20 protein-coding genes are annotated in these 20,166 nt (G+C 69.9%); 11 read left to right on the plus strand and 9 right to left on the minus strand.

Annotated elements, in window-relative coordinates:
* Positions 1-61 precede the first annotated feature (61 nt).
* From cdd to KI388_RS02385, 3 genes are all read left to right on the plus strand, one after another.
* Positions 62-505, plus strand: a complete 444-nt coding sequence (gene cdd, locus KI388_RS02375; protein ID WP_215087806.1) for a cytidine deaminase — start codon at positions 62-64, stop codon at positions 503-505.
* An 88-nt stretch (positions 506-593) separates the two neighbouring features.
* Positions 594-1,439, plus strand: coding sequence for a nucleoside phosphorylase (locus tag KI388_RS02380; protein ID WP_215087807.1), 846 nt, complete (start codon positions 594-596; stop codon positions 1,437-1,439).
* 86 nt (positions 1,440-1,525) lie between these two features.
* Positions 1,526-2,707, plus strand: coding sequence for an FAD-dependent oxidoreductase (locus tag KI388_RS02385; RefSeq protein ID WP_215087808.1), 1,182 nt, complete (start codon positions 1,526-1,528; stop codon positions 2,705-2,707).
* 112 nt (positions 2,708-2,819) lie between these two features.
* On the opposite strand, the gene KI388_RS02390 is transcribed toward KI388_RS02385, so the two are convergent.
* Both KI388_RS02390 and KI388_RS02395 read right to left on the minus strand, forming a co-directional pair.
* A complete protein-coding gene (locus KI388_RS02390) occupies positions 2,820-3,353 on the minus strand; it encodes an Rrf2 family transcriptional regulator (RefSeq protein ID WP_215087809.1) in 534 nt (177 codons plus the stop codon).
* A 116-nt stretch (positions 3,354-3,469) separates the two neighbouring features.
* Positions 3,470-3,688, minus strand: a complete 219-nt coding sequence (locus KI388_RS02395; protein ID WP_215087810.1) for a hypothetical protein — start codon at positions 3,686-3,688, stop codon at positions 3,470-3,472.
* Between the two features lie 234 nt (positions 3,689-3,922).
* Between KI388_RS02395 and rocF the strand changes: the two genes are divergently transcribed.
* Positions 3,923-4,828: an arginase gene (gene rocF, locus KI388_RS02400; protein ID WP_215087811.1), complete on the plus strand. Its 906-nt coding sequence runs from the start codon at positions 3,923-3,925 to the stop codon at positions 4,826-4,828.
* A gap of 21 nt (positions 4,829-4,849) precedes the next feature.
* Here the strand turns inward: rocF and KI388_RS02405 are convergent, their stop codons facing one another.
* Positions 4,850-5,149, minus strand: a complete 300-nt coding sequence (locus KI388_RS02405) for a hypothetical protein (RefSeq protein ID WP_215087812.1) — start codon at positions 5,147-5,149, stop codon at positions 4,850-4,852.
* 123 nt (positions 5,150-5,272) lie between these two features.
* Between KI388_RS02405 and KI388_RS02410 the strand changes: the two genes are divergently transcribed.
* Complete coding sequence (locus tag KI388_RS02410) at positions 5,273-6,064, plus strand: PHP-associated domain-containing protein (protein ID WP_215087813.1); 792 nt, start codon at positions 5,273-5,275, stop codon at positions 6,062-6,064.
* Positions 6,065-6,573: 509 nt separating this feature from the next.
* On the opposite strand, the gene KI388_RS02415 is transcribed toward KI388_RS02410, so the two are convergent.
* A complete protein-coding gene (locus KI388_RS02415; RefSeq protein WP_215087814.1) occupies positions 6,574-7,074 on the minus strand; it encodes a metal-dependent hydrolase in 501 nt (166 codons plus the stop codon).
* Between the two features lie 144 nt (positions 7,075-7,218).
* On the opposite strand from KI388_RS02415, the gene KI388_RS02420 reads away from it, so the two are divergent.
* Positions 7,219-8,340, plus strand: a complete 1,122-nt coding sequence (locus KI388_RS02420; RefSeq protein ID WP_215087815.1) for a pyridoxal phosphate-dependent aminotransferase — start codon at positions 7,219-7,221, stop codon at positions 8,338-8,340.
* Between the two features lie 46 nt (positions 8,341-8,386).
* On the opposite strand, the gene KI388_RS02425 is transcribed toward KI388_RS02420, so the two are convergent.
* A complete protein-coding gene (locus KI388_RS02425) occupies positions 8,387-9,634 on the minus strand; it encodes a carboxypeptidase regulatory-like domain-containing protein (protein ID WP_215087816.1) in 1,248 nt (415 codons plus the stop codon).
* A gap of 133 nt (positions 9,635-9,767) precedes the next feature.
* On the opposite strand from KI388_RS02425, the gene ileS reads away from it, so the two are divergent.
* A complete protein-coding gene (ileS, locus tag KI388_RS02430; RefSeq protein ID WP_215087817.1) occupies positions 9,768-12,920 on the plus strand; it encodes an isoleucine--tRNA ligase in 3,153 nt (1,050 codons plus the stop codon).
* Positions 12,921-13,032: 112 nt separating this feature from the next.
* Complete coding sequence (locus tag KI388_RS02435; RefSeq protein ID WP_215087818.1) at positions 13,033-13,506, plus strand: GNAT family N-acetyltransferase; 474 nt, start codon at positions 13,033-13,035, stop codon at positions 13,504-13,506.
* A 40-nt stretch (positions 13,507-13,546) separates the two neighbouring features.
* On the opposite strand, the gene lrpA1 is transcribed toward KI388_RS02435, so the two are convergent.
* The 3 genes from lrpA1 to KI388_RS02450 form a co-directional block, all read right to left on the minus strand.
* A complete protein-coding gene (gene lrpA1, locus KI388_RS02440) occupies positions 13,547-13,975 on the minus strand; it encodes an HTH-type transcriptional regulator LrpA1 (RefSeq protein WP_006628872.1) in 429 nt (142 codons plus the stop codon).
* Positions 13,976-14,058: 83 nt separating this feature from the next.
* Positions 14,059-14,997: a thiamine pyrophosphate-dependent enzyme gene (locus tag KI388_RS02445; protein ID WP_215087819.1), complete on the minus strand. Its 939-nt coding sequence runs from the start codon at positions 14,995-14,997 to the stop codon at positions 14,059-14,061.
* A gap of 3 nt (positions 14,998-15,000) precedes the next feature.
* Positions 15,001-16,896 (minus strand): 2-oxoacid:acceptor oxidoreductase subunit alpha, encoded by a 1,896-nt coding sequence (locus tag KI388_RS02450; protein ID WP_215087820.1) that lies wholly within the window; start codon positions 16,894-16,896, stop codon positions 15,001-15,003.
* 189 nt (positions 16,897-17,085) lie between these two features.
* Between KI388_RS02450 and dph5 the strand changes: the two genes are divergently transcribed.
* The 3 genes from dph5 (at position 17,086) to KI388_RS02465 (ending at position 18,850) form a co-directional block, all read left to right on the plus strand.
* Positions 17,086-17,883 (plus strand): diphthine synthase, encoded by a 798-nt coding sequence (dph5, locus tag KI388_RS02455; protein ID WP_215087821.1) that lies wholly within the window; start codon positions 17,086-17,088, stop codon positions 17,881-17,883.
* Positions 17,884-17,960: 77 nt separating this feature from the next.
* Complete coding sequence (locus tag KI388_RS02460) at positions 17,961-18,347, plus strand: CBS domain-containing protein (RefSeq protein ID WP_215087822.1); 387 nt, start codon at positions 17,961-17,963, stop codon at positions 18,345-18,347.
* Positions 18,348-18,475: 128 nt separating this feature from the next.
* Positions 18,476-18,850 (plus strand): CBS domain-containing protein, encoded by a 375-nt coding sequence (locus tag KI388_RS02465; RefSeq protein ID WP_215087823.1) that lies wholly within the window; start codon positions 18,476-18,478, stop codon positions 18,848-18,850.
* A gap of 45 nt (positions 18,851-18,895) precedes the next feature.
* On the opposite strand, the gene KI388_RS02470 is transcribed toward KI388_RS02465, so the two are convergent.
* On the minus strand, positions 18,896-20,143 hold the full coding sequence (locus KI388_RS02470; protein WP_215087824.1) for an MgtC/SapB family protein: 1,248 nt from the start codon (positions 20,141-20,143) through the stop codon (positions 18,896-18,898).
* Positions 20,144-20,166: the final 23 nt, after the last annotated feature.

A 20,166-nucleotide genomic window follows, 5' to 3' on the forward strand; every position in this document is an offset into this window, starting at 1 on the left:
CCCCTTCTCCCGCCCGACCGCGACACAGTACAGTTATCGGCCCGCCGCCTCTCCCGCCCGTATGGACGAGCTGATCGCCGCGGCGCGCGACGCCCTCGAAGCGGCCCACGTCCCGTACTCCGAGTACCGCGTCGGCGCCGCGCTCCGGACCGCCGACGGCACCGTCTACACCGGCTGTAACATCGAGAACGCGAACTACTCCAACAGCCTCCACGCCGAGGAGGTCGCGCTCGCGGAAGCGGTGAAGAACGGCCACCGCGAGTTCGACCGGATCGCGGTCTCCTCCGGCGTCCGCGACGGCGTCACCCCCTGCGGGATGTGCCGACAGTCGCTCGCGGAGTTCGCGGCCGACGACCTCGTCGTCGCCTGCGACGAGGGCGGGGACGCGGTCACGGAGTACACGCTGGGCGAACTGCTCCCGAACACCATCTCCGAGGGGACGCTCGACGACGCGGAAGCGACCGCGAGAGGGGCCGCCGGAGACGGCGACTCGGGACCGGACTGACGCGGCCGCGGCCACGTATTTCAGCCGTGGCTACGAGAGCCGCCGCGAGCCGGAACTGGTTTGGGACGGCTCCCCCAACCGCGGGGACATGACCGACGACACCAAGGCCCCCGACGCCGACGCCGAGAGCGAGGACCCCAACGACGAGGCCGGCTACCACGTCGAGGCCGCGCCCGAGGACGTCGCTGACGCGGTCCTCCTCCCGGGTAACCCCGAGCGCGTCGACAAGATCACGGCGCTGTGGGACGGCCACGAGGAGGTCGCGCGCCACCGCGAGTACCGCACCGCGACCGGCACGTACGACGGCGCCCCGATATCCGTCACCTCCACCGGGATCGGCTCCCCCTCCGCCGCAATCGCCGTCGAGGAACTCGCGCGTGTCGGCGTGGACACGTTCATCCGGGTCGGCTCCTGCGGCGCGATCCAGCCGGAGATGGACGTGGGCGACCTGGTGATCACGACCGGGGGCGTCCGCCAGGAGGGGACGAGCGACGAGTACGTCCGCGGGGACTACCCCGCGACCGCGGACGGCGAGGTGGTGTCCGCGCTGGTCGCCGCCGCCGAGCGGCTCGGCCACGACTACCACACCGGCGTCACGATGAGCGCCGACTCCTTCTACGCCGGGCAGGGCCGCCCCGGGTTTGAGGGGTTCGAGGCCGCCGGGTCAGACGAGCTCGTCGCGGAGCTTCGGGACGCCAACGTGAAGAACATCGAGATGGAGGCGTCGGCCATCCTCACGATCGCGAGCGTGTACGGGCTCCGGGCGGGGGCGGTCTGCTCCGTCTACGCCAACCGCGTGACCGGTGAGTTCCGGACGGAGGGCGAGTCGCGGGCGGCCGAGACCGCGAGCCTCGCGGTGAAGCTGCTCGCGCGCATGGACGAGGTCAAACGAGAGGCGGGCGCCGACCGCTGGCACGCGGGCCTCTCGCTGTAGTCGCCCCGCGTTACCCCGCCGCGACGGCGATATTTGCCTGCGAGCGTTCCAAAGCGACTTTACCCGCGGGCCGCGGAGCGACACGCATGAGTACACAGGTCGTCGTCGTCGGCTCCGGCTACGCCGGCGCCGGGGCGGTGAAGGCGTTCGAAGACGAGGTAGGCGAGGGCGAGGCGGAGCTCACGTGGATCTCCGAACACGACTACCACCTCGTCTTGCACGAGGTCCACCGCGCGATCCGCAACCCCGCGGTCGAGGACAAGATCACGATCCCCGTCGACGAGATCAAGTCGCCCGAGTCCGACTTCGTTCAGGGTCGGGTCGTCGACGTCGACACCGACGCCCGGGTCGTCGAGACCGACGACGGGACGACCGTGGACTACGACTACCTCCTCCTCGGCGTCGGCTCCACGACGGCCTTCTTCGGCATCGAGGGGCTGAAAGAGAACGCCCACCAGCTGAAGGGACTCGACGACGCGAAGGCGATCCACGAGGAGGTCCGCGAGGCGGCCGCGGAGGCGACCCGCTCCGACCCCGTCGAGGTCATCGTCGGCGGCGCCGGGCTCTCCGGCATCCAGACCGCCGGCGAGATAGCGGAGTACCGCGACAAGCACCGCGCGCCGATAGAGATCAAACTGGTCGAGGGGCTCGACGAGGTCTTCCCTGGCAACGACCCGCAGATCCAGGGGGCGCTCCGCCAGCGGCTGGAGGACGCCGACGTGGAGATCCTCACCGGCGACTTCATCTCGAAGGCCGACGAGGACGCCGTCTACCTCGGCGGCGGCGAGGACGAAGAGCCGGAGGAGCTCGCCTACGACGTGCTGATCTGGACCGGCGGCATCACGGGCCAGCCGGAGATCGAAAACGTCGAGATCGAGAAGGACGAGCGCTCGAACCGCGTCCACGCCGGCTCCGACTTCGCCACCAGCGACGACCGCGTGTTCGCCATCGGGGACACCGCCCTCGTCGAGCAGGGCGACGACGACGTGGCGCCGCCGACCGCGCAGGCCGCCTGGCAGGCCGCCGAGGTCGCGGGCGCGAACCTCGCCCGCGCGGCCCGCGGCGCGCCGCTCCGCTCGTGGACCCACGATGACAAGGGTACCGTCATCTCCGTGGGCGAGGAGGCGGTCGCACACGACGTGGTGGGGATGCCGATCAAGACGTTCGGCGGCAAGCCCGCCAAGCTGCTGAAGAAGGCCATCGCCACGCGCTGGATCGCCAAGGTCTCCTCCGCGAGCCGCGGCGTCAGCGCGTTCGGCGACATGTGAGCGCGGGCGACTCGCGGTAGCGACGCTTCTCCCGGTTCGGATAACCGACTATTTTCGACGAGAAACGGGCAGAACCGCGGCAGACAGGCGGCCGAAGAAATCCGTTCCGCAGTCAGTGTTCTGCCGGCTCGTCGGGCGCCCGCATGTCGTCGATCCGCAGGATGAGAACGTTCGCGGTGTCGTCTTTGCCGTCGACGGTGCCGTCGATGACGAGCTTCGAGAGCGGCGTCGGGCCGACGGTGACGCTGTCGCCCTCGTGGAAGTCGCGGACCGACCCCTGGACGTGGATCTCGGCGCGACACAGCTCGGGGTGGTGGACGCTGGAGAGGTCGATCCCGTCGACGTTGACCCCCTCTACCTCCTCGCTCTCGTGGTAGATCGGGACGTCGGCCGGCTCGTCCATGCGCTGGATGTCGAGCGCCTCGTAGGCGTTCGAGGTGGGCTTGTAGCCGCCCTTCGGACCCGGTACGCCCTCCACCAGTTGGAGGGCCTTGAGGCTCTGCATCTGGTTGCGGATCGTCCCGGGGTTACGGTCGACCTCCTCCGCGATCGCCTCGCCTTTCACGGCGTCCTCCTGTTCCCCGTACAGGTTGATCAGGGCCGAGAGGATGCTTTTCTGGCTCGATGTGAGCTCGATCGATGACATGGAGGTAAATACAGAGCGCCCCCGCTTAAATGCGATGGAACCCAGTTATAAACGATCGTGCGAAATCCGCTCGACGGCCGGGTGCGGTCGGCTCCGGCCGTTCCGGCCGCGCCGGCCTACTCGCCGCGCAACCGTTTCATCCGGACGTAGGCGAGCGGACTGGAGAGCGCGACGACGACGCCGACGCCGATCAGCGCGACGCCGAAGTCGACGGCGACGAACGACACCGCGGCGCCGACGAGCCCGATCGCCGCGCCGGTGAACGCGACTGCGATGGTCGCGCCGATCGGCTCGATGTCGGCGGGGTCGACCGAGTAGGGGTCGGAACTGCTCATAGTCGTCCCGTGACGGGCCGGGCGCAAAACGGTGTCCGATCCGCCGAGCCGGGACCGCCGAGCCGAGACCGCCGGGCCGAGACCGCCGAGCCGAGACCGCCGGGCCGAGACCGCCGAGCCGAAACCGAACCGGGACGCCCGAGTCGAAACCGCCGGGCCGCGCGTCGCGTCCGCCCGGGGTCCCCCCGCGCACCGATCCCCATCATTCAAGCGGTGGCGCGCCGCGTAGCCGGTATGACCACGGTCAGGATCATCGGCGCGCCGACCGACTACGGGGCGAACCGACGCGGGGTCGACATGGGGCCGTCAGCGATCCGGTACGGCGGGCTCGCGGACCAGCTCGCGGACGCGGGCGTCGAGACGGCCGACGCGGGCGATCTCCCCGTCCCGCGGGCCGAGGAGCGCGACCCGGACGCGGACGCCCCCAGCGAGGGGAAGGCCAAGTTCCTCCGCGAGACGGCCGACGTCTGCCGACGCCTCGGCGACGAGGTCGCCGGGACGCTCGCGGACGGCGCGGTGCCGCTCGCGCTCGGCGGCGACCACTCCATCGCCATCGGGAGCCTCGTCGGGTCCGCGCGCGACGCGGACATCGGGGCGGTGTGGTTCGACGCGCACGCCGACCTCAACACGCCCGCCACGACGCCCTCGGGCAACGTCCACGGGATGCCGCTCGCGGCCGCGCTCGGGATCGGGGAGTTCGCGGACGCCGAGTGGGCGAACGCGCCGGGGCTCTCGCCGGAGAACGTCGCCCTCGTCGGCCTCCGCTCGGTCGACGGCGCGGAGGCGGAGCTAATCAACGATCGCGGCTTCGCGGCGTACACGATGTCGGACATCGACGAGCGGGGGATCACGGAGGTCACGGAGGAGGCGCTCTCCGTCGCCTCGGCCGGCGTCGACGGGATCCACGTCAGCCTCGACCTGGACTTCCTCGATCCGAACGCGGCGCCCGGGGTCGGCACGCCGGTCCGCGGCGGGGCCACCTACCGGGAGGCGCACAGCGCGATGGAGATAGTCGACCGGACGGACGCGCTCCGGTCGATGGAGCTGGTCGAGGTGAATCCGACGCTCGACCAGCACAACGAGACGGCCGAGCTGGCGACGGAACTGGCGGCGAGCGCGCTCGGAAAGCGCGTGCTGTAACTCGGGTCGGGGACGCTCCGGTCAGACGCCGCGGTCCAGCTCCTCGACGACGCGCTGGAGGTCCGCCGCGGACTCGACCTCGCCTTTGATCTCCTCGCGGCGGCGGACGGCCGCCGAGTCGGCGTCGTACGCGCGGACGAACTCGGCGCGGGTGTGCTCGTCGAACGCGTGGCGGATCGCGAAGTAGCCGTCGGGGACGATGGTGCCGCACACCTTGCACTCGTGGCGCTGGTGGTCGTTCGTCTGGTGGACGATCGCCGCCTCAACGTCGTCGAAGGCGGCGTCGCAGTCGCCAATGCCGCACGTCCAGCGAGGGGCCATACCCGGACTCTCGTCCGAGGGGGATTAACGGTTTCCCACGCCGGCGACCCCTCGCCCGGCGACGCCCGCCCACCGGCCCACCGGCCCGCGGTCGCGGCACCCTCGTCGTCGAACGATACGCCTTTGCGCGGGCGCGACCACCGTCCGACCGTGACCCGATCGCAAACGCGCGTCGACGCCCACGTCAAGGTGCTCGACGACGAGGTCGTCACCCGCGCGAAGGCCCGCGGGATCGACGCGCTCGTGTACGCGCCGCACTTCACGCGCCTCCCGACGATCCGCGAGCGCGCCGCCCGCTACTCCGACGACGACCTGACGGTCGTCCCCGCCCGCGAGGTGTTCACCGGCGACTGGGGCAACCGGCGCCACCTCCTCGTCGTCGGTCTCTCCGATCCGGTCCCCGACTACATCACCTTCGAGGGCGCCATGGCCGAGTTCGAGCGGCAGGACGCCGCCGTGCTCGTCCCCCACCCCGGCTTCGCCACCATCTCGCTCACCGGCCCCGAGGTCGACGCCCACGCCGACCGGATCGACGCCGTCGAGACGTACAACACGAAGCTGCTCCCCCACCAGAACGCCCGGGCGCGTCGGACGGCCGAGACCACCGGCTGCGCCGGCTTCGGCTCGTCGTACGCGCACCTCCCCGGGACGGTGGGCGAGGCGTGGACCGCCTTCGAGGGCGAGCTCGACGACGCGGAGGCGGTCGCGGACGCCTTCCGCGAGCGCCACCCCCGGACGGTGATCCACCGCAGCGGGGCCGGCCACCGGCTGCGCGGCCTCGTGGAGTTCGCACACCTCGCATACGAGAACACGTGGGTGAAGCTCGACCGGATGTTCCTCTCCGGCAACGAGCCGACCCTCCCGTCGAACGTCGCATACGAGGGCCGGTTCGACGACGTGAGCGTCTACGAGTAGAGAAACTGCGGTGGCGCGTGCCGACGAGCGCCCGAAGGGCGCGATGTCGCACGCGCGAGGGAGTCGATGGTCCGGAGCGAAGCGGAGGACCATCGACGAGGCTGGGGAGGCGTGAGGTGCGGTCCCGCGAGCGACCGGAGGGAGCGAGCGGGAGAACGGAAGCCGCAGCCCGCGCAGCGACGCGAGCAGGAACGTCTTCCGGCGGTTGCGGTGCTGTGCGGGGCGGGACTCAAAGGGGCAGCCGGGAAGCGGGCGCAGGCGACGTAAGGACCACAGGGAGCGAGTGAAACGAGCGACCGAGGACCGCAGCGAGCGTGCGCCCGCTTCCCGGCTGGGGCTTTGGCGGTGTTCGCCGTCGATCCGCAATCAACGATTTATAAGCGAGCGCCTGTGATTTCGGACGTGTTAGACGAAAATTCGTCGTCAACTGTTTATAAGTGAACGGCCGGGACGTTGACGACATTATCGCAGTTTCTAACCCCGACAGGCCCGCCCCGACGCCGACTCACTTATAACCCGAATCCGGCAGCGGCCTCCGAAGCCGCGGACAGGTCCAAGTCAAGATTAACGACGTAGGTGTGGATCGCCCAGAACGCCGCCAGTTCGACCGCCGTGACGATCACCGTGACGAGGTCGGCGTACTTGCTGCTCGTCGTCACGCCCGTCGGCATCCCGAACTCCCGGTCCGAGAGCGGGTGGAACAGCGCGATGCCGCGCCGGCTGCCGACCACGTCGAGGACGTAGTGCGTCAACACGCCGATCCACACGTACTGGAGGTTCCCGAAGAAGATCGGGTACGCGAGGAACACCGCCAGCACGGGGAGGCTGTGAAGCGTCTTGCGGTGGCGCCCGAAGGCGGTGTCGACGTCGGGGAACAGCGCTCCCAGCACGACCGGGACGGTGATCTCCGCGACGGTGGTGGCGGTCGCCGCGTCGAGACCGGGTTCGACGATGAAGCCGAGTCCCAAGGCGAGCAGCAGGCCGTTGAGGACGTGGCCGCGTTTGTTCATGCCCCCCGCTTCGCGCGTCGGTAGGTCAAACCACCGGATCGCGGCGACGCCCGTAAGGCGGGCTTACCGCGCTCCGCCGCCCCGCCGCCCCGCCGCGCCGGGGCGGTCGAAAGAGCCACGGCGACCGCGGCCGACCCGGACCGTATGGAGTACGAGGAGCCGAAGTTCTTCCACGTCATGCGGTACGCCGCGGCCGCCGACGGCGATGTCATCGACATGGTGAGCGGCAACCCGGACTGGGAGCCGCCCGCCGCGCTCCGCGAGGCGCTCCGCGAGTACGCCGACCTGCCGCCGGCCGACTTCCAGTACCCGCCGAGCGAGGGGCTCCGCGAGCTGCGGGAGGCGATCGCGGCCCGCGAGGGCGTCGCCCCCGAGCGCGTGGTCGTCACCAACGGCACCGGCGAGGCGAACTACCTCGCGATGGCCCGGGCGCTCGACCGCGGCGCCGGCGACGAGGCGCTGCTCACCGACCCGGTGTACCCGTACTACCCCGGGAAGACGCACCTGCTCGGCGGGGAGCCGACGCTCGTCCCGACCGCCCGCGACGGGGGCCTCGACCTCGACGCGATGCGCGAGGCGGCGAGCGAGGACACCGCTCTGATAGTCTTAAACACGCCGAACAACCCGACCGGCGCCGTCTACGACCTCGACGCGATCCGGGAGGTCGTCGCGGTCGCGGAGGCGGTCGACGCCGTGGTCGTCGTCGACGAGGTGTACGACCGGTTCGACCTGACCGGCTCCTTCGAGTCGGCGCTGGCGCTCGACTCGGACCGCGTCATCGTCACGAGCGGCTTCTCGAAGTCGATGGCGATCACGGGTTTCCGCGTCGGGTACGGGATATTCTCCGAGGCGCACGTCGACGAGGCGAAGACTCGACACATGCTGGTGAACGTCGCCGGGGCGCGCCCCTCCCAGTACGCGGTCTACCACGCGCTGGCGGAGACGCCGCCCGAGTACTACGCCGAGTCGCGGGACCTGCTCGCGGACCGCGTCGACGCGTTCACCGACGCGCTCGACGCGGCCGGCGCGGAGTACACACGCCCCGAGGGGGCGTTCTACGTCCTCGCGCGCTTCGAGGGGTTCCCCGGCACGATGGCGAACGTCAAGCGGCTGGTCGACGAGGCGGGCGTCGCCGGCATGCCGGGCGAGGCGTTCGGCACCGCCCGCGACGAGTGGATCCGGTTCGCCCTCGTGACGCCGCGCGCGACCGAGGCCGCCGAGCGGCTCGCGGACCACTTCTCCGACGGCGCGCTCGACCCGCGGTGAGCGGCGACGTTCCCGGCGACCCCTCCAGTCACCTCGGTCGGTCACCTCATCGACCGTGAACGCGGCTCGCGAGGCCGACCGCGAGGAGGGCGAGCACGGCCGGGACGACGCCGAGGCCGGGGCTGTCGTCGTCGGTGGTCCCGGAGCCGCCGTCTCCGCTGCCGCTTCCGGCCCCGTCCGAGTCGTTCCCGTCCGCCTCCGCCGCGCTGTCGACGCCCTCGATCGTCACCGGCTCGGACGCCACGGAGCCGTCCCGGGCGACGACCGTCAGGTTCCCGGCCGCGGACACCGGCACGTCGACCTCCCCGCGGTCGTCGGTCTCCCCGACTGCCTCGCCGTCGACCTCGACCGTCGCGCCCGCGACCGGCTCGTCGTAGGCGTTCCGCACCGTCACGCGGGTGGTCTCCCCGACGAGGACGCGCTCGTTCGCCGGCGCGACGGTCAGCGCCGCGGTCCGCCGGGCCGTGGCGTTCGCGCTCGCGGGCGACTCCCGAACCCTGACGCGCTCGGCGTCGGCCTCGTACCCCTCCTTGATCACCTCGATGCTGTAGGCAGCGTTCACGGGGACGTTGAGCGAGGCCGTCCCATCGGTCACGCTCACCTGCCCGTCGTACACCGACGAGGACACCTGAACCGATCCCGTCTCGATGGCGACGGGCGGGTCGAAGTGGTCGTCGTAGGCGCGCACGTCGAGCGTCGTGGTTCCCCGTTCGATCGCGACCGTCGTCGCCGCGGCCTCACCCGTCACCTCGACCTCCCCCTCCGCCTCGAAGTACCCCGGCTTCACGACCGCGACCTCGTACGCGCCGCGTTCGAGCCGCGCCGTCTCGTAGGCGCCGTCGGCGCCGGTCTCGCCGCGGTCGACCGTCCGCCCGTCCTCGCGGACCCGGACGGTCGCGTTCGCCTGCGACCGGTTCTCCCCGTCGAGGACGGTCACCGTCGCGGTCCCGCTCCGGGCGACGCCGAGCGCGACGGCCGTCGCGCTCGCGTTGGCGACCCGAAGCGGTCGGTTCCGGACGTAGTCGTCGTCGTCGACGTCCAACTCGACGCTCGCCCCCTCGGGGACGTCGAGGAGCACGTTCCCGTTGCTCGCCGTCGTCCCCGACGCGGTCTCCGTCTCGCCCGACTCGGTCTCCCACGTCGCCTCGACGGTCACGCCCCCGACGGTGTTGCCGTCCTGATCCGTCACCGAGACGGTGAGCGTCACCGGGTCCGCGGCGACCGCGCCGCCGGTCGCGGCGACCGCGACGACCAGTACCGCCGCGCCGACGAGCGTCGAACGTGCGACTTTCATGCGAGGCGCCACGGCGGCCGTGGGTATTGGTATGCGCCGATTACCCGGTGTTCTGACGCAGAGCCGGTCCGCCGCGACAGAACCGTTCCCACGACTCCGCCGTATTCAAATACGCGCGCGCAGACCAACGCGTATGGAGCAGATCGACGACCAGTACGCGCCCGCGGACGTCGAGTCGGCGGTCGACGAGTACTGGGACGACCACGACGCCTACGAGGCGGCGAAGGAGGCGCACGCCGACGACCCGCCGTTCTTCTTCGTGGACGGCCCGCCGTACACCTCCGGACAGATGCACCTCGGGACGGCCTGGAACAAGACGCTGAAGGACGCGGTCATCCGGTACAAGCGGATGACCGGCCACCGCGTCACCGACCGCCCCGGCTACGACATGCACGGCCTCCCGATCGAGGTGAAAGTCGAGGAGGAGCTCGGCTTCGAGAACAAGCGGGACATCGAGGAGTACGGGATGGAGTCGTTCATCGAGAAGTGCAAGCAGTTCGCCGTCGAGAACCGCGCGGCGATGGACGAGGACTTCAAGTCCATCGGCGTCTGGATGGACTTCGAGGACCCCTACGAGACGATCGACCCCGAGTACATGGAGGCCGCCTGGTGGGCGTTCTCCGAGGTGGCCGACAACGGGCTCGTCGAGCAGGGGAAACGGTCCATCTCGCAGTGCCCGCGCTGCGAGACCGGCCTCGCGAACAACGAGGTCGAGTACGAGGACGTCGAGGACCCCTCCATCTACGTGAAGTTCCCGCTCGCGGACCGGGAGGGGAGCCTCGTCATCTGGACGACGACGCCGTGGACCGTCCCGGCGAACACCTTCGTCGCCGTCGACGAGAACCTGACCTACAACGCGGTCCGGGCGGAGCGGGACGGCGAGGAGGAGCTGCTGTACGTCGCCGCGGAGTGCGTCGAGGACGTGCTCGGGGAGGGCCGCTACGAGGACTACGAGGTCGAGGCGGAGCTGACGGGCGAGGAGCTCGTCGGCTGGGCGTACGACCACCCGCTCGCGGACCGCCTCGCGGAGTACGCGGACTTCGGGGGCGCCGGGCAGGTGTACGGCGCCGACTACGTCGAGGCGGACCGCACCGGGCTCGTCCACTCCGCCCCCGGCCACGGGGAGGAGGACTTCCACCGCGGCACGGAACTCGGACTTGACGTCTACTGTCCCGTCGAGCCGAACGGCGAGTTCACCGAGGCCGCCGGCGAGTACGCCGGCCAGTTCGTGCGCGACGCCAACGACGACATCATCGACGACCTCGTGGCCGACGGCCACATGCTCGCGCACGGCACCGTCGACCACAGCTACGGCCACTGCTGGCGCTGTGACACCGGGATCATCCAGCTGGTCACAGACCAGTGGTTCATCTCGATCACGGACGTGAAAGACGACCTCCTCGACAACATGGAAGACTCGGAGTGGCACCCGGAGTGGGCGCGGGACAACCGCTTCCGCGACTTCATCGAGGACGCCCCCGACTGGAACGTCTCCCGCCAGCGCTACTGGGGGATCCCGATCCCGATCTGGGTCCCCGAGGACGCCGAATCAGGCGCCCTCGACGACGACATGATCGTGATCGGCACCCGCGAGGAGTTGGCCGACCGCGTCGAGGAGGACGTCGACCCCGAGTCGATCGACCTTCACCGGCCCTCCGTCGACGACCTCACGATCGTCGAGGGGGGGACGACCTACCGGCGGATCGACGACGTGTTCGACGTGTGGATCGACTCCTCGGTGGCGTCGTGGGCGACGCTCGGCTACCCGAGCGACGAGGCCGCACACGAGGAGCTGTGGCCCGCGGACCTCATCATCGAGGCGCACGACCAGACGCGCGGCTGGTTCTGGTCGCAGCTCGGCATGGGGACCGCCGCGGTGGACCAGATCCCCTACGAGGAGGTGTTGATGCACGGCTTCGCCAACGACGAGGACGGCCGGAAGATGTCGAAGTCGGTCGGCAACATCGTCACGCCCGAGGAGGCGATCGACCGCGCCGGCCGCGACCCGCTCCGCACCTACCTCCTCTCCCACGACCAGCAGGGGGTCGACCTCGCGTTCGAGTGGGACGGGCTGGGCGAGATCCAGGGCAAGCTCAACATCCTCTGGAACGTGTTCCGGTTCCCGCTGGAGTACATGGACCTCGACGGCTACGACCCCGCCGCCGCCGACCTCTCCGACGGCGACCTCGAACTCGTCGACGAGTGGGTGCTCTCGCGGCTCCAGTCCGTCGAGACCGAGGTCGCGGACGCCTGGGACGACTACCGGGTCAGCGACGCGGTCAACGCCGTCATCGAGTTCGTCACCCAGGACGTCTCGCGGTTCTACGTGAAGGCGGTCCGCGACCGGATGTGGGAGGAGGCCGACTCCGCCTCGAAGCGCGGCGCCTACGCCACGCTCGCGACCGTCCTCGACGAGGTGATCCGGCTGCTCGCGCCGATCGCCCCGTACCTCACCGAGCGGATGTACCAGCGGCTCGACGGCGAGGCGGCGACGGTCCACGCGCTGTCGTACCCCGAGCCGGACGCCGACCTGCGCGACCCGGACCTCGAACGCGACGTGGCTGCCTTCCGCGACGTGGAGGAGGCGGCCGCGAACGCGCGTCAGCAGGCCGGCCGCAAGCTCCGGTGGCCCGTGCCGCGGGTCGTCGTCGAGACCGACGACGAGGCGGTCGCGGGCGCGGTCGACCGGCTCGAAGCGCTGATAGCCGACCGCGTCAACGCCCGAGAGGTGGTCGTCACCGACGCCTTCGACGAGCTGGTCGAGACCGCGGAGCCGCAGATGGCCGCCATCGGCCCGGCGTTCGGCGGCGACGCCCAGCAGGTGATGGAGGCGGTTCAGGGCGCCGCCCGCGCCGCGGTCGAGGGCGGCGAGGTGACCGTCGACGGCGAGCCGGTCGACCTCGACGACGAGATGGTCGAGTACGTCGCGGAGCCGCCGGAGAACGTCACCGGCGTCGACTTCGAGGGCGGCACGGTCTACGTCGACACCTCCCTGACCCCGGACATCGAGTCCGAGGGGTACGCCCGCGACGTGATCCGCCGGATCCAGGAGATGCGAAAGGAGCTCGACTTGGATGTCGAGGCGCGGGTCCGCGTCGGCGTCGCGGTCGACGACGAGCGCATCGCGGCGTTCGTCGACGACCACGCCGACCTGATCGCCGGGGAGGTACGCGCCGACGCGTGGCTCGACGACCCGAGCGACGCCGCGGACGCCGACGCCGGCCTCGTCGAGGAGTGGGAGGTCGAAGGCGTCGCGGTCACGATAGGCGTCGAGCCGGTCGCGTAAGGGACTCCGCCGGCGCGGCCACAGCCGCGGCCACCACCGCGCCGCCCGCGAATTCTGTGAGTACCATTGTCATGCCGAAACCTATACGTGCGTTCTTTACTCACGGTCAATTATGTATGTCCGGGCGGCTCGCCCCGACGACGCGGAGGCCTTGCGGACCGCGGTGTCGCGAGCCCGCGAGGAGACGGTGTTCGACGACATCGGCGCGCCCTTGCTCGACGTGTCCGCCGCCGGCGTCCGCGAGGCCGCCGCCGAGGCGGAGTGGTCGTTCCTGATGGAACACGATCAAGAGGGGCCCGTCGGGCTGGCGATCGCGCATCCGGATCCCGACGGGACGGAGGCCGAGCTGTTGGCGCTGTGGGTCCACCCGAACCGCACCGGCGAAGGCGTGGCCGACGAACTCCTCGCTCGCGTCGGCGGCGCGCTGGCCGACTGCGGGATCGAGGTGCTCCGCGCGACGGTCCCGCCGGACCGCCCCAGCGCGGAGGAGTTCTTCAGCGCGCACGGGTTCGCGCCGCGCGGGACCCGCCGAAGCCCGGCGGGCGACGAGTCGGTCGTCGTCGCGGACCCGCGCGTGCTCGGCTGAGGCGAGCGCGACGAGGAACAGAACAGAGCCGCCGACCGGTCTACTTCAGCCGTTCCTGGAGGAACGAGGGGTGCGCCGCCGTGACGCCCTCGACGCCAAGCAGCTTCTCGGAGATGACGTCGCCCAGTTCGTCGCCGTCGCCGGCGCGCACCTCCGCCATCAGCATGTGGTCGCCCGAGGAGGTGTACAGCGCCTGAACCTCGTCGAGCGACTTCAGCTCTCGGGTGGCCTCCACGTACTGGCCGGAGTCGACGTCCATCCCCACCATGGCGATCGACTGCGAGGAGAGCTTCTTCGGGTCGACCTCCGCGGAGTAGCCGACGATCACGCCCCGATCTTCGAGCCGGTCGATGTACTTCCGCACCGTGGGTTTCGAGACGTCCGCTCGCTCCGCGATCTCTCCGCAGGACGCTTGTGCGTCCTCTTCTAACACAGAGAGGATCCGTTCCTCCGTCGATACGGTACTCATACGACTGGGTTTGTCACCAATGAAAAAATACCTTCCGAATCAAAAAACGAACTCCCCGCGCCGTGAACGACTCTCGGCCCCGCTCAGGCGTGTTTGTCGAGGAACATGTCGTGGGAGCGCTCCCACTCGTAGTCGTCGTCCCAGTAGCGCTCGGCCAGCGGTTCGTCGGGCATCTCGCCGATCGCCTGTTTCTCCGCGCCGTAGGACGGGCGGTCGTCGTCGACGTAGTAACGACCGGTGAGGACTTTCCCTTCGTGGAGCGCCTCCTCCGTCTCGCGCATCATCTCCGCGGCCTCGACCTTATCCGTCGTGTCGAAGTCGTAGTCTTCCGACTCCTGTACGTCGATGTACGGAACGTACTGGCGCGCGTCCTTGTTCCAGGTCGGGCACTGGGTGAGGAAGTCGACGTGCGCGAACCCGTCGTGTTCGATCGCCTCGGCGATGATCTCTTTCGCTTGGTTCGGATTCACCGCGGCCGTGCGGGCGACGTAGGAGGCGCCGGCGTTGAGCGACATCGAGAGCGGCTTGAGCGGCTCCTTAGCGCTGCCCGAGGGCTGCGTCTTCGACTTGTGGCCCTTCGGGCTCGTCGGGGAGGTCTGCCCCTTCGTCAGCCCGAAGATCTCGTTGTTGAACACGATGTACGTCATGTCGTGGTTCTCCCGGGCCGTGTGGATGAAGTGGTTCCCGCCGATCCCGTAGCCGTCGCCGTCGCCGCCGGCGGCAATGACCTCGAGGTCGTGGTTCGCGAGCTTCGCGGCGCGGGCCACGGGCAGCGAGCGCCCGTGGATCGTGTGGAACCCGTACGTGTCGAGGTAGCTGTTCAGCTTGCCCGAACAGCCGATCCCGGTACACAGCAGGGTCTCCTCGGGCGTACGCCCGACCTCCGGGAGCGCCTGCTTGAGCGCCTTCAGGACGCTGAAGTCACCGCAGCCCGGACACCAGGTCGGCTGCGGCTCCACGCCGGGGGTGTACTCGTCGCGGTCGATCTCTCGCTCCTCTCCGATCGCTGAAAACGTGCTCATTGGTTAGTCACCTGCGGCTGGGACGAAGGTAGTCTGGTGGTCGGGCGCGTCGCCGTCGCCCTCGACGATCGCGGACTCGAACCCGTCGACGACCTCCGCCGGCTCGAACGGGTTCCCGTTGTACTTCAGCAGGCTCGACAGCTTCTCGCCGTAGCGGCCGAGGTTCTTCTGGACGAGCCCGCGGAACTGTCCCGAGGCGGTCATCTCGACGACGAGGACCTCGTCGACGCTCTCGATGAACTCCGCGACCTGCTCGGTCGGGAACGGGAGCATGTCGGAGACGCCGTACGACTTCACCGAGACGCCGGCGTCGTTGAGCCGACCGACCGCCTCCTCGACGGTGCCCTGCTGGCTGCCGAACGTGAGGATGCCGTACTGCGCGTCGTCGGGACCGGCGTACGAGCCGGTGTCCTCCCCATCGAGGTCGTCACGGATCGCCTCCAGCTTCTGGGCCCGCCGGTCGATCTGCGCGACACGGTTGTCCGGGGACTCGCTGATGTGGCCGGTCGGGTCGTGCTCGTTGCCGGTCGCGAGGAAGCGACCGCCCTTCTGGCCGGGAACCGACCGCGGGGAGACGCCGTCGTCGACGTCGTGCTGGAAGCGGTGGAACTTCCCGTCCTCGCTGTGGGGCTGCTCGGACAGCGCGTCCTCCGAGAGCGTCTTCCCGAGCGTCGGGTTCGGATCGCGGTCGAAGTGGCTCTTCGGGACGTTCTTCAGCTCGCCGCCGAGCTTCTGGTCGTACAGCAGGATCGTCGGGATCTGGTACTCGTAGGCGAGCCGGAAGGCGAGCCGCGACTGCTCGTACGCCTCCTCGACGGTGCCGGGCGCCAGCACGACGCGCTGGGAGTCACCCTGCGAGGTGTAGAGGACGTGTTCGAGGTCGGACTGCTCCGGCTTCGTCGGCATCCCGGTCGAGGGACCGGCGCGCATGGCCTCGACGAGGACGACGGGCGTCTCCGTCATCTCCGCCAGCCCGAGCGGCTCGGACATCAGCGCGAACCCGCCGCCGGAGGAGCCGGACATCGCCTTGACGCCGGCGTGCGAGGCGCCGACGGCGAGCGCGGCCGCGGCGATCTCGTCTTCGACCTGCTCGGAGATCCCGTCGAGCTTCGGCAGGTTCTGGCTCATGATGGTGAACACCTCGGTCCACGGCGTCATCGGGTAGCCGGCGATGAAGCGGCACCCCTCGTCGATGGCGCCGTAGGCGATGGCGTCCGACCCGGACATGAGCAGCTGGGTCTCGTCGTGTTCGCCCGTCGGTACCGACACGTCGGGCGCGTCCACGTCGTACTCCTCGCGGACCTGGTCGTAGGCGGTCTCTAAGATCTCGAGGTTCGGTTCGAGGATCTTGTCCGGCATCGCGTCGCGCATCAGGTCCTCGACGTGGTCGAGTTCCATGCCGGTCAGCGCACAGGTCGCGCCGACGCCGGCCGTGTTGCGCATGACCTCGCGACCCATATCGCGGGCGAGCCCACGGAGGTCGAGGGGGTAGACGTGCCAGCCGTTCTCCTCGACGCGCTCCTCGAAGTTCGGAATCTCCGAGGTGTCGAGGAGCCCCTCGTCGTAGACGATGACGCCGCCCTCGCGGAGTTCGTCCAAGTTCTCCGAGAGCGGCTTGATCTCTTCGTTCCCGTAGACGGCCCCCTCCTGCGGGTTGCGCGCGAACGAGTCGCCCAGCGCCAGCAGGAAGTTGTAGCCGTCACCGCGGGATTCGACCGAGTCCGCCGCCGCGCGGACCTCGGTGTACGTGTGACCGCCGCGGATCCGCGACGGGTAGTGCCGATGCGTGAAGACGTTGAGCCCCGATCGCATCAAGGCCTTCGCGAAGTTCTGGCTGGTCGAAGCGATCCCGTCACCGGATCCCCCCGATATCCGCCAGATGAGTTCGTCGTCAGTCATAGTGGTGTGTGAGCCCGTACGGGCCTCGTGGGTCGATGTTACATTGGTTCCCTCTTAGGGCTTGCTATGGAATCACAAGGAACAATCATGAAGGTCTATTAGGGTGCCACTCCGTCACACGCCGTCGACCCGTGGTCTGCGTCCCCCGTGTTCCGCGTCCTTTTACTGCGCCGCGCGCGGAGCGCTCGCATGCTCACGTTCATCGGGCTCGGTCTCTACGACGAGCGTTCTATCACCGTCGAGGGTCGGGAGGCGCTCCGGCAGGCCGACCGCGTCTTCGCGGAGTTCTACACCAGCCGGCTGGTCGGCGCCGACGTCGCGGACCTAGAGGCGTACCACGACGTCGACGTCGAGGTCCGCGACCGCGCCGGCGTGGAGCAGGATCCGGGGCCGGTCCTCGACGCGGCCGAGTCCGGCGACGCCGCGTTCCTCACCGCGGGCGACACCCTGATCTCGACCACCCACACCGACCTCCGACTCCGCGCCGAGGAGCGCGGGATCGACACGCGGGTGATCCACGGGGTGACCGCGCAGTCGGCGGCGTCGAGCCTCACCGGTCTCCAGAACTACCGGTTCGGGAAGGCGACGACGCTCCCGTTCCCGTACGCGCACGGCGGGGACGACGTGCCTGCGAGCGTGCTCGAGACGATCGAGGCGAACCGGGAGCGCGGCCTCCACACCGTCGTCTACCTCGACATCAAGGTGGGGACCGGGCCGACCGGCCCGGACCCCGACCACGAGGAGTACATGACCGCGGACGTCGCCGCCGGCCTCCTCGCGGACGAGTGGGCGGACGAACTCGCCGTCGTCGTCGCGCGCGCCGGCTCCCCCAACGCGGTCGTCGCCGCCGACCGACTGCGCGCGATCGCGGACCGCGAGTTCGGAGCCCCGCTCCACCTGCTCGTGATCCCCGGCGACCTCCATCACGTCGAGGCGGACGCCCTCGTCGGACTCGCGGGCGCTCCCGAGTCGCTCGTCGAGGAGTGAGCCGCGTCTCGGTCGGCTCCCGCCGAGTTCCGGACCGACCGGACGTTTGATTATCTTGGTGAGCGTTACCACAATACATGAACGACGTTCCCGTCGACCGGCTCATGTCGACCGACCTCACGACCATCGAATGCGGTGCCGCCGCCGCCGACGCGGCGAGGGAGATGCGCGAGACCGGGGTCAGCTCGATCCTCGTCGTCGAACCGGACGGGACCCTCGCCGGGCTGATCACCGCCACGGACTTCGTCGCGCTCGTCCGTGACAACGACCCGAAAGACCGGACCTCGGTCGAGGCGTTCATGACGACCGACGTCGTCACCGTGGGCCGCGAGGACACCGTCGCGGAACTGGCGGAGCCGACCGCGCGCGGATACACGCACCTCCCGGTGACCGACGGCGACGGCAGACCGATCGGGATGGTGTCCACGACGGACCTCACGGCGCACCTCTCGAAGGGGAAGTGACGGCCGTCCGGGACGTGTTCGGGTCGAACCTCGCCTCCGGCCCCGTTCCGGTCGGACCGGAACCGAGCCGCGTCCGCCTGGTTGCGCGTTCCGGAAGAGTAATCATACGTGGTAACACACGCCGTGATATGGACCTCGAAGACAGAACGCGCGTCGCGGACGTCATGTCGACGCCGCTGGAGACCGTCGGAGCGGACGCGCCCCTTCGGGAGGTCGCCCGTCGCATGCGCGATCAGGACATCAGCGCGCTCGTCGTGACGACCGGCGGCGGCTGTATCGTGACCCAGAGCGACGTCGTCGGAGCGGTCGCAGACGACCGCGACCTCGCGGAGACGACGGTCCGGGACGTGATGACCGAGGCCGTCGAGACGGTGACGCCCGACCTCATGATGCAGGAGGTCGCCGCGATGATGACGATGTACGACGTGAAACACCTCCCGGTTGTCGACGACGACTACGTGGGGATGGTGTCGTCGACGGACGTCGCGGAACACCTCTCTTGAGGCCCGACCCGGCGCGCAACCCCGACTCGACGGCGGTCCGCCCCCTCACAACAGCAGCAGCGGCAGCCCGGCCGCGACCCCCACGGCGATCAACAGGAGGTTCCAGATGAACACCGGCCGGACCAGTTCCCGCGCGATGCTGGCCGCGAAGGCGGTCTTGATCAGGATGCTGGCGGCCGTGCCGGCGACCACGCCCGCGACCGCGGTGTCGACCCCGATCTGTCCGGTCCCGAGCAGCGAGACCGCCGTGGTCGTGGAGGTCCCCGAGGACACCAGCCCGGCGAGGAAGGAGGTGGCGACGAACCCGCCCGCGCCGAACGCCCGCTCCGCGGCCGCGGAGACGAGCAGCACGACGATAAAGAGCGCGCCGAAGGTGAGCGCGTTGCCGAGGCTGAACGGCGAGGTCAGCTCCGCCTCCACGTTTGTCCGCCAGTCGCTGCGCCACACGGCGACGCCGATCCCCGCGACGGTGATCGCGCCCAGCGGCGCCCCGACGACGAGCGCCGCCTCCGGGACGAAGGCGGCCACCACCGCGGCGTTCCGGAACGCCATCGCCGCGTTCGCGAGGAGGATCGACCCCACGGCTATCTCCCCGAGGTCCGCCCGCCCCTTCGCGCGCTTCGCCATCTCCGCGACCACCGCCGTCGAGTTCACCAGCCCGCCGAAAAAGCCCGTGACGGCGTAGCCGCGCCCCTGATAGCGCTTCACAAGCACGTAGTTGACGAAGCCGATGGCGCTGACCGCGACCACGAGCGACCAGACGAGCCGCGGCTGGACCGCGTTCCACGGGTCGACGGTCTCGGCCGGCAACAGCGGGAAGACGACGAACGCGAGGATGGTGAACTCCACCGCGCTGCGGACCTCCTCGCGGGAGAGCCCCCACGCGAACTCGTGGAGCTCCCGCTTCAACACCAAGAGCAGCGACGACAGCACCGCCACCGTCACCGACTCGATGAAGAGCCCCTCCGCGACGAGGACCCCGACCCCGTAGGCGACGAGCATCGACGCCGACGTCGTCAGCGAGAGCCCGCCGGCGTCCTCCTCGACGAAGCTCCGGACGGCCAGAAGCACCGCGCTGGCGACCACCAGCACGCCGCCGACGACGAGGAGTCCGGGCTCGCCGAGTATCGAGAACACCGCCGCCGCGAGGCTGACGAGCGCGAAGGTCCGGATCCCCGCCGACTTCTGTGACCACTCCCGCTCCAGCCCGAGGAACATGCCGAGCGCGGTCGCCAACACCAGCTTGGCGACGTTCGTCTCCAGATACACGAACGGGTCGACCGCGCCCATCACCGCCGACCACCTCGCCGCGTCCG

The sequence above is a fragment of the Halorubrum sp. 2020YC2 genome (genome assembly GCF_018623055.1).
Taxonomy (GTDB): domain Archaea; phylum Halobacteriota; class Halobacteria; order Halobacteriales; family Haloferacaceae; genus Halorubrum.

Coding starts and splice junctions, on each gene's coding strand:
- KI388_RS02405 (WP_215087812.1), bottom strand. CDS start 5,149: ATGGCCCCTCGCTGGACGTGCGGCATTGGCGACTGCGACGCCGCCTTC.
- KI388_RS02445 (WP_215087819.1), bottom strand. CDS start 14,997: ATGAGCACGTTTTCAGCGATCGGAGAGGAGCGAGAGATCGACCGCGAC.
- KI388_RS02415 (WP_215087814.1), bottom strand. CDS start 7,074: ATGAACAAACGCGGCCACGTCCTCAACGGCCTGCTGCTCGCCTTGGGA.
- KI388_RS02390 (WP_215087809.1), bottom strand. CDS start 3,353: ATGTCATCGATCGAGCTCACATCGAGCCAGAAAAGCATCCTCTCGGCC.
- KI388_RS02450 (WP_215087820.1), bottom strand. CDS start 16,896: ATGACTGACGACGAACTCATCTGGCGGATATCGGGGGGATCCGGTGAC.
- KI388_RS02435 (WP_215087818.1), top strand. CDS start 13,033: ATGTATGTCCGGGCGGCTCGCCCCGACGACGCGGAGGCCTTGCGGACC.
- cdd (WP_215087806.1), top strand. CDS start 62: ATGGACGAGCTGATCGCCGCGGCGCGCGACGCCCTCGAAGCGGCCCAC.
- KI388_RS02380 (WP_215087807.1), top strand. CDS start 594: ATGACCGACGACACCAAGGCCCCCGACGCCGACGCCGAGAGCGAGGAC.
- KI388_RS02465 (WP_215087823.1), top strand. CDS start 18,476: ATGGACCTCGAAGACAGAACGCGCGTCGCGGACGTCATGTCGACGCCG.
- KI388_RS02460 (WP_215087822.1), top strand. CDS start 17,961: ATGAACGACGTTCCCGTCGACCGGCTCATGTCGACCGACCTCACGACC.
- rocF (WP_215087811.1), top strand. CDS start 3,923: ATGACCACGGTCAGGATCATCGGCGCGCCGACCGACTACGGGGCGAAC.
- KI388_RS02395 (WP_215087810.1), bottom strand. CDS start 3,688: ATGAGCAGTTCCGACCCCTACTCGGTCGACCCCGCCGACATCGAGCCG.
- dph5 (WP_215087821.1), top strand. CDS start 17,086: ATGCTCACGTTCATCGGGCTCGGTCTCTACGACGAGCGTTCTATCACC.
- KI388_RS02385 (WP_215087808.1), top strand. CDS start 1,526: ATGAGTACACAGGTCGTCGTCGTCGGCTCCGGCTACGCCGGCGCCGGG.
- lrpA1 (WP_006628872.1), bottom strand. CDS start 13,975: ATGAGTACCGTATCGACGGAGGAACGGATCCTCTCTGTGTTAGAAGAG.
- KI388_RS02425 (WP_215087816.1), bottom strand. CDS start 9,634: ATGAAAGTCGCACGTTCGACGCTCGTCGGCGCGGCGGTACTGGTCGTC.
- KI388_RS02420 (WP_215087815.1), top strand. CDS start 7,219: ATGGAGTACGAGGAGCCGAAGTTCTTCCACGTCATGCGGTACGCCGCG.
- ileS (WP_215087817.1), top strand. CDS start 9,768: ATGGAGCAGATCGACGACCAGTACGCGCCCGCGGACGTCGAGTCGGCG.